This is a genomic window from Streptomyces sp. NPDC059850, assembly GCF_042731515.1.
GTDB lineage: Bacteria > Actinomycetota > Actinomycetes > Streptomycetales > Streptomycetaceae > Streptomyces.
This window is the reverse complement of the sequence record NZ_JBHWJI010000123.1, coordinates 1-8,115: the sequence shown is the minus strand read 5'-3', so window position 1 is coordinate 8,115 and position 8,115 is coordinate 1. Positions and strand designations below refer to the sequence as shown.

General features: G+C 71.9%; 6 protein-coding genes and 1 pseudogene. 5 read left to right on the top strand and 2 right to left on the bottom strand.

The features are described from left to right. Positions 1–367 precede the first annotated feature (367 nt). Positions 368–1,369 (top strand): AraC family transcriptional regulator, encoded by a 1,002-nt coding sequence (locus ACFV9T_RS42255; RefSeq protein ID WP_385449094.1) that lies wholly within the window; start codon positions 368–370, stop codon positions 1,367–1,369. A 75-nt stretch (positions 1,370–1,444) separates the two neighbouring features. Here the strand turns inward: ACFV9T_RS42255 and ACFV9T_RS42250 are convergent, their stop codons facing one another. Continuing rightward, a complete protein-coding gene (locus ACFV9T_RS42250; RefSeq protein ID WP_385449092.1) occupies positions 1,445–2,410 on the bottom strand; it encodes a virginiamycin B lyase in 966 nt (321 codons plus the stop codon). A 33-nt stretch (positions 2,411–2,443) separates the two neighbouring features. Between ACFV9T_RS42250 and ACFV9T_RS42245 the strand changes: the two genes are divergently transcribed. After that, positions 2,444–2,773 carry a trypco2 family protein gene (locus tag ACFV9T_RS42245; protein ID WP_385449091.1) on the top strand — a complete coding sequence of 110 codons (330 nt, stop codon included), beginning with the start codon at positions 2,444–2,446 and terminating at the stop codon, positions 2,771–2,773. A gap of 27 nt (positions 2,774–2,800) precedes the next feature. Then, positions 2,801–5,641 (top strand): DUF3856 domain-containing protein, encoded by a 2,841-nt coding sequence (locus ACFV9T_RS42240; protein ID WP_385449090.1) that lies wholly within the window; start codon positions 2,801–2,803, stop codon positions 5,639–5,641. 33 nt (positions 5,642–5,674) lie between these two features. On the opposite strand, the gene ACFV9T_RS42235 is transcribed toward ACFV9T_RS42240, so the two are convergent. Then, positions 5,675–6,181, bottom strand: coding sequence for a hypothetical protein (locus ACFV9T_RS42235; RefSeq protein WP_385449088.1), 507 nt, complete (start codon positions 6,179–6,181; stop codon positions 5,675–5,677). Positions 6,182–6,266: 85 nt separating this feature from the next. Here ACFV9T_RS42235 and ACFV9T_RS42230 point away from each other — a divergent pair, with 85 nt between their 5' ends. Both ACFV9T_RS42230 and ACFV9T_RS42225 read left to right on the top strand, forming a co-directional pair. Next, positions 6,267–7,457, top strand: coding sequence for an AAA family ATPase (locus ACFV9T_RS42230; RefSeq protein WP_385449087.1), 1,191 nt, complete (start codon positions 6,267–6,269; stop codon positions 7,455–7,457). Then, positions 7,454–8,115: pseudogene (locus ACFV9T_RS42225) on the top strand (hypothetical protein); the annotation flags it as partial. The gene ACFV9T_RS42230 and the pseudogene ACFV9T_RS42225, both read left to right, overlap by 4 nt.

Sequence of the window (8,115 nt, the reverse complement as noted above, 5' to 3'; positions counted from 1 at the left end):
AGCCTAGTCTGGTGGGCTCGGTGATGTGTTTATGAGACAGGGCTCCGCCCCTGCACCCCGCTCCTCAAACGCCGGAGGGGCTGGGAGTGGTGCATCTCCGCCCCTGGGCCCCGCTCGTCGGGCGCCGGTGAGTTGAGGGTGCCCCGGAGGGGCTTGGGGTGCCCTGGCGGGGCTGGGGCCCTGGCGGGCTGGGAGGTGGGGCATCTCCGCCTCTGGGGCCCGTTCCTCGGGTGCCGGTGGGCTGGGGGTGGCCCGGTGGGGCTTGAGGTGTCCCGCAGGGCGGGGGCCATATCAGGGCCAGGGCGTTCAGCGGCTGATTATGGCTCTCTGGTCGACTGGTGGCAGGGACGGAGAGCGGAGGACGGGCGTGTACGAGACCACGTTCAGGAGCGAGGACCTGGGTCCGGCGGATCGCGCCGACGGGTGGCGGCAGCACGTTTCGCAGTTGGTGCCGGTGGGCGTCTCCGTCGATGACACCGCCGCGCTCCAGGTTTCCGCGCGCGCCCTCTCCCTGGGCCCTGTCCAGCTGATCAGGCTGCGCATGCCGCCGATGCGCTGGCACCGGCCGCCGAGCATGGTCCGGCAATGCGATCCGGAGCTGTACCAGGTGGTGTTTCCGCACAGCGGGAGGCTGGGCGTCAGCTGGTCCGGGTCCGACCACGAGAGCAGCCACACCGCGCAGGACGTGGTCATTCAGGACACCTCGATCCCCGGGACCAATCACATGACCGCCGATCCCGGACACAGCGCGTACTGGGGGACGGCGATCCTGGTGCCGAAGGCGCTGATGCCCTTCCCCGCACACCGGGTGGGCGCGCTGGCCCACTGCCGTATCTCCGCCCGCGAGGGCATGGGCGCCCTGCTCGCCCAGACGGTCAGCCGCATCGCCGCCGACGCGAGCACCTACCGGCAAGCCGACGGGCCACGGCTCGGGAGAGCCGTGGCCGACCTGCTGGCCGCGCTGCTCGCCCACGAACTGGACGCCGACCGCGACCTTTCGCCCGACACCCACCGACAGGCCCTGACCTCACGCATCCAGGCGTTCATCCAGCAGCATCTGAACGACCCCGACCTCACTCCCGGCACCATCGCCGCCGCCCACTCCATCTCCCGCAGCTATCTGCACCGCCTCTTCCAGGGCCAAGGCACCACCGTCACCGCGTGGATCCGCCAGCAACGCCTGGAACACGTCCGCAACAACCTCTCCGACCCGGCGCTGTGCGCCGTCCCGATCCACGCCATCGCCGCCCGCTGGGGCTTCAGCAGCGCCGCCAACTTCACCCGCGCCTTCCGCGCGGCGTACGGCGTCCCGCCGAAGGACTACCGCGCGATGTGGATGTCGGGACTGGGCGAACTCTCTGGGCGCTAACACCCCATTCCCGCTCAGCCGATCAGCGCCTCGGTGATCTGCCGGATGGTCTGTACGGCGACGCGTCTCCCGAGGCTACGGTGCCACCCGTGCGACCCCGCCCACCTCAAGGGCCACCCAGAGGGCGCCGTCGGGTCCCAGGGCGATGCCATGCGGTTCGGACGACGGCGACGGCAGGTCGTACTCGGTGATCTCGGCGGTCGCGCCGGGTCCGGCGCTCGCGGTGATGCGGCCGACGCGGTTGCCGCCCCACTCGGTGAACCAGCAGTCCCCGGTGGCGGCCGCGACAATGGCGTGAGGCTTCGCGGCGCGGTCGGGCAGTGGGAACTCCTCGATCCCGCCGCCATCCATCGCGATCCTGCCGATCTGGCCCGCCGCGATCTCCACGAACCACACGGCCGCGCCGTCACTGGCGATGCCCACGGGGGCGGCGCCCGGGGTGGGGAGGGGATGAATGGCGACGTCGCCGTGCACGGTGATACGGCCGATCGCGTTCGCCTGGTTGAGGGTGAACCACAGCGCGCCGTCGGGGCCTGCGGTGATCGCCGAGGGGAAGGCGCCCGATGCGACGGGGAGGACGAACTCGGTGATCTCTCCCGCAGTGGTGATGCGGCCGATACGGTCGGTGTTCATCTCCGTGAACCACAGCGCGCCATCCGGCCCGGTGGTGATTCCGAAGGGGCCGCTGTCGGGCGTCGGTACGGGAAAGGACGCGATGTCACCATCGGTGGTGACGCGGCCGATCCGGTGGTCCTGGGACCGGGTGAACCACAGCGCCCCGTCGGGCCCGGCGGTGATGACCGTGGGCTGACACGAAGGCGAGTCCAAGGGGTACTCCTTGATCTCGCCGTCGAGGGTGAGGCGCGCGATGCGACCGTTGTGCGCGAAGGTGAGCCACAGGGCGCCGTCCGGCCCGGCCGCAATGCCGTAAGGCCCGGCTCCCTCGTCGGTCACGGGGATCTCTTTGATGGCCGGGGATTCGGAATGGTGCACGGCGCCTCCTTGGCCCGAGTACGTGGCTGCTGTGCGGTGATCTGCCATACCGTAATGGTCCAAGTCGCAGAGGGGGATGGCGTGGAGATCGAGTTGGCTGACGCGGTGGCGGCGGTGCGGGATGAGTTGCTGGAGGCCGCGCGGCGTGGGGCGGGGCCGGATCTGGCGTTCAAGGTCGGGCCGGTGGAGCTGGAGTTCGCCGTCGAGTTGCGGGCCAGTGCGAAGGCGAAGGCCGGGTTCAAGGCGTGGGTGGTCAGCGCGGACGCGGAGACGGGGGTGGATCGGGCCCGTACCCACCGGGTGACGGTGTCGCTGACCCCGCAGCGTCCGGACGGCGGCGATCTCCTCGTCCACGGGGATACCTCGCGGTCGCAGGGGCCGGGTGACGTGAGCGGGCGTATCCCGGACTGATCGGCACAGCGAGGCTGGGGGTAACGGGTGGAACGGGCGCGTGTGGTCGTCGTGGAGGGCGGCCGCCCGGGATCGGGGTACGTGATCGCGGAGCGCCTGGTGCTGACCAGCGCCCATGTCGCCCCCGAACCCGGCCGTACGGTACGGCTGTTCCGGCCGGGGCAGGAGCCGACCTGGGACGGCACGGTGGTGTGGCGGGGCACGCCGGGCGGGCGGGACGACGCCGCCCTGGTCCGGGTCGACGACCCGGCCTGGGTTGGGGCTCCTCGGCAGCCGGTCAGGTGGGGGCGTACGGTGACCCACCGGCCGGGTACGCCGTGTGAGACCTGGGGTGCGGCGGAGCTGGTGCAGCGGCCGGGGCGGGCGACGGATGTCGCGCAGCCCTCCGGCACGCTCAACCCCGGCGAACGGTTCGCCGGGAACCGGTACGTGATGAGCCTGGCCCAGCATCCCCCGGCCCCTTCGGGCGAGGGCGCCTCGCCGTGGGGCGGGATGTCGGGGGCGGCGCTGTTCTGCGGTGATCTGCTGGCCGGGGTCATCGCCGCCGACCCCGCCGGACGGGCTCACGCCCACCTGGAGGCGGTCCCCGCGTACGTACTCCTGCACGACCCCGGCTTCCGCGCCGCGTTGAGCGACCACGCGCCGGACGTCGGCACGGCGCTCGAACCGGTGGAGTGGCAGCACCTCATCGAACCGGCGGCGCCCGCCCGCGTGTTGAACTCTCCCGCCGCGCTGCTGCAGGCCCGCCGCCAGATCGTCCCTTTCCGTGGCCGGACCACGCTCCTCGCGGACTTCGCCAGCTGGGCGGGGGAGGACGGCTTCGGTGCGCGGCTTCTGCACGGGCCCGGCGGCCAGGGCAAGACGCGGCTGGCGCAGCACCTTGCCGATGCGCTCACCGCGCGTGGCTGGACCACGCTCTGGCTCCGCGCGGACGCCCACGCCTTGGCGGAGCTGTCGGCCGCAGCCGTCCCGCTCCTGGTCATCGTCGACTACGCCGAGACCCGCACCCCACAGCTGACGGCCCTCCTGGAAGCGGCCGTGCAGCATTCCGGCGACCGCGCATTCAAGTTGCTGCTGCTGGCCCGTACCGATGGGGACTGGTGGAACGACCTGCACGCGACCACGGCCGCCGCCGAAGACCTCCTCGACGGCACCGGAACCATCCTGCTTCCGGCCCTCGAACCCTCACCTGACGATTCCCGCACGGAGGCTTACCGCCAGGCCGTCCGCAGCTACGCGGCCCATCTGCCGCAGGTGCGCGACTGGCAGCCCCACGACTGGCCCGCCCTAGCGGCTCGCCTCACCACCGGCACCCCAGAGGGCCTGGATCGGCCTGGCCTGGACAGCGCCCTGACGCTGCACATGACGGCGCTGGCCGACCTTCTCGACGCCGCGTCCGGTGCGGGGGCGGGTAGCGCCACCGTCGAGGACCGGTTGCTCGTTCACGAACGCCGCTACTGGAAGGCGACCGCCGCTGCCCACGACCTCAACCCGGGGCTCACCTTCGCGACCCTCACCGACGCGCTGGCGGCCGCCCACCTTCTCGGAGCCGACACCGACGACCAGGCCGATGCCTTGTTGCGCCACGTTCCGGCCTTGGCCGACCAGCCCACCGACCGCATCCACGCCGTACGCCGCTGGATCGCGGCCCTCTACCCCGCGCCCACTCCCCGCCTCGCCTGGGGCATGCTCCAACCCGACCGCCTCGCCGAGTACTTCACCGGCCGCCACCTCCACCAGAGCCCCCAGCTGGCGCACCGCCTCGCCCCCACGGTTACCGAACCCCAGGCCACCCGCCTCCTGACCCTCTACACCCGCGCGGCCGCCCACCCGGCCCTCCGCCCCCAACTCGCCGCTCACCTCACCACACTCTGCACCGACCAGGCCTCCACCCTGGCGGGACCGGCCATCGACGTAGCCACCCAGACCGAACACCCCGAACCCCTTATCGACGCCCTCCACCACATCACCGACAACCCCACCACCCCGCTGACCCACCTCCACCACCTCGTCAACCGACTGCCCGACACCAGCTACAACCTCGCCCCGTATGCCGCCCACCTCACCCAACGCCTCACCGAACATCACCGCGCCCGCGCAGACCACGACGCCACCCATCTGCCAGACCTCGCTGCCAGCCTGAACAACCTTTCCAACTGTCTGGGCGACTTGGGGCGGCGGGAGGAGGCGTTGGGGGCGATTGGTGAGGCGGTGGAGATCCGGCGCGACCTGGTCCGGGATCGGCCCGATGTCTTCCGACCCGACCTTGCTATGAGCTTGAACAACCTCTCCATCCGGCTGGGTGATCTGGGGCGGCGGGAGGAGGCGTTGGGGGCGATTGGTGAGGCGGTGGAGATCCGGCGCGACCTGGTCCGGGATCGGCCCGATGTCTTCCGGCCTGACCTTGCCAGCAGCTTGAACAACCTTTCCATCCACCTGGCTGCTTTGGGGCGGTGGGAGGAGGCGTTGGAGGCGATCGGTGAGGCGCTGGAGGTGTACCGCGAGTTGGCCCGTGACCGGCCGGATGCCTTCCGGCCCGATGTTGCGATGTGCTTGAACAACCTCTCCAACCGGCTGGCTGCTTTGGGGCGGTGGGAGGAGGCGTTGCGGGCGATCGGTGAGGCGCTGGAGGTGTACCGCGAGTTGGCCCGTGACCGGCCGGATGCCTTCCGGCCCACCCTTGCTGGCAGCTTGCACAACCTCGCCATCAGTCTGGGCGATCTGGGGCGGCAGGAGGAGGCGCTGGAGGCGATCGGGGAGTCGGTGGAGATCCGGCACGAGCTGGCCCGGGCATGGCCCGAGGTACATCAACCTGATCTTGAGAAGTCGCTAAGAGTGTTGGCGTGGTTGGAGGAATCTGCCGATTGAGCCGGGGCGGCGGTCAGGGCGACGGTGCGCGCCTCAGGTGGCGGCGCCCGGTGACCTCGGGCCCCCGTCCCGGTCGGGCCACGGCGTGCCGAGATCCCGCCGCATCGCCGTCTGCGCGGACTCCGCCGCCGCCAGGTAGGCGCGGATGTGTTCGCCGAAAGCCGGGTCCTCAGGGGTGGTGCCCGTCGCCACCAGGTCGCGCAGGTCGCGGACCTTCCAGAAGGCCTGGTTGGTCGGCTCCATCACCTCCCACGGCGCGATCAGCGCCAGCTCGTACCGCAGCGAATACACCCTGCTGGACGCGAACGCCTCGTGCGCCGCTCGTCCCGCCTCCTCCGCCCCGCCGCCCTCGCGGGCGATCACGTGCAGGCGCGTGTACGCCTCCGACAGGGCGGCCATGAACGACGCGTACGCCTGCCGCCGCGTGTCCTGGCGGAGCGCTTCGCGCTCCCGGCGCCAGCGGAGGCGGTCGGCGAGGAGCGTCGCTCCGACGCCGATGCCCGCGCCCATCAGCGTGTTCACGGGCCCCAACCAGTCCATGGGGCCCGACCGTACGGTGCCTCGAATCCCTCGTAAAGGCCCGCTGCCGTAGGTTCAAGGCGGAGAGCGAAGGGTGGAGTTGGGTATGGACGCGCAGGACACGGCCACACGGCTGCGGGCGATCAGTGACGAGCTGGCGGAGCGGTTCTACGAGCGGGACGACGTGGTGCGGACGCTGATCGTGACGTTGCTGGCCGGGCAGCACTCACTCGTCCTCGGGCCGCCCGGGACGGCGAAGTCCGAGCTGGCGCGGGAGCTGACGGGGCGGGTCGAGGGGGCGGCGTACTGGGAGATCCTGCTGTCGAAGTTCACCGCGCCGACCAGGATGTTCGGGCCCATCGACGTGGCGGCGCTGGCCCGGGGCGAGTACCGGCAGGTGTACGACGGCCGCGCCACGACCGCGCATGTGGCGTTCATCGACGAGATCTTCAAGTGCTCCACGGCGGCGCTCAACGAGACGCTGGGGTTTCTCAACGAGCGGATCTACCACCCCGAGAGCGGCGGCGAGCCGATCCGGTGTCCGCTGATCGGGGCCATCACGGCGAGCAATGAGCTGCCCAGCGGGGAGGATACGGCCGCGATCTACGACCGGCTGCTGGTGCGGATCGAGGTCGGGTATCTGGCGGATCCGTCCAACTTCGCCGCGCTCGTGCGGTCCGCCGTCAGCCGTCCGGCGGCGCCGGAGCGGACGACGGTCGAGCTGGGGGCGTTGCAGCACGCGGTGGGCGAGGCCGTTCCGGCGGTGGACGTATCCGACGAGATCGTGGACGCGGTGTGTACGCTGCGGGCCGCCCTGCGGCGCAAGGAACTCGTCGCCTCCGACCGCCGCTGGCGGCAGGCGGTGGGGCTGCTGCAGGCGTCCGCGTACCTCGACGGCCGCGCCGAGGTCGGCGAGACCGATCTGTCGGTGCTGACCCATGTGCTGTGGGACTCGCCCGCGCAGCGCCCGACCGTCGAGCGCGAGGTGCTGCAGCTGGTCAACCCCGACGCCAAGGAGGCGCTCGACCTGGCCGATGCCATCGAGGAGCTGGAGGCGCAGCTCGACGCCATGGCCGGGCGGTCGCGTGAGGCGCTGAGCGAGTGGGTCATCAAGAAGGCCCACAACCAGCTCGCCATGGCGGGCAAGCGGCTGGAGAAGCTGCGCGCGGACGCGGCGAGCGCGGGCCGTTCCACGGCCGCCATCGACCGCGTGACGGGACGTCAGCGCGCGGTCCGCGCCCGCGTGCTCACCGAGGCGCTCGGCATGGACGCGAACATGGTGCAGGCCCAGCTGTGAGCACCCTCGACGAGCTGGCGGGCCGGGGCGGGAAGTGGCTGGCCCGGTCCGCCGCCGTGCCCCGGCGGCACACGGCGGCGGTGGTCGCGGACCGGTTCGACCGGGTCACATGGCGCGATACGTACGAGCAGTCGGCCGGGCTGCGGGAGGTGGCGGAGGAGCTGGGCGCGGGCTACGCGTACGCCACCGACCTGTTGGTGGATGTCTTCCTCGCCGCGTACAAGGTCGGCCCGCGAGTGCGGGAGCCCGCGGAGATGGACCCTTCGCGGCTGGTGAACCACCAGGTCATCACCGCGCTGGTGGAGTCACGGGAGTTCGCCGAGCTGCGCCGGGAGACGGCCGGTGATCCGTACGCCGCCGCCATGGCCGTACTCGCGCAGGCTGGCGCGCTGCGGGGGATGCTGGAGCGGTCGCGGGAGGCGCAGCGGGCGGGTGAGCGGGCGCAGCGGGCCCAGGGGGAGGCTGATGGCGCGGCGGCTGCGGTGGGGGAGACGCTTCAGCGGGCTGCGGAGGGGGTTGGGGAGGACGGTGTTGTGTCGGGGGGCGCCGCTGATGCGGTGGGGCGGGCTCTTGAGGCCGCCGCGGCGGCGGAGGGCGCCGCGCGGCGGGCCGCCGACGGTGCCGCGCAGGCCCTCGCGGCGGCCGCCCCCGGCCTCCG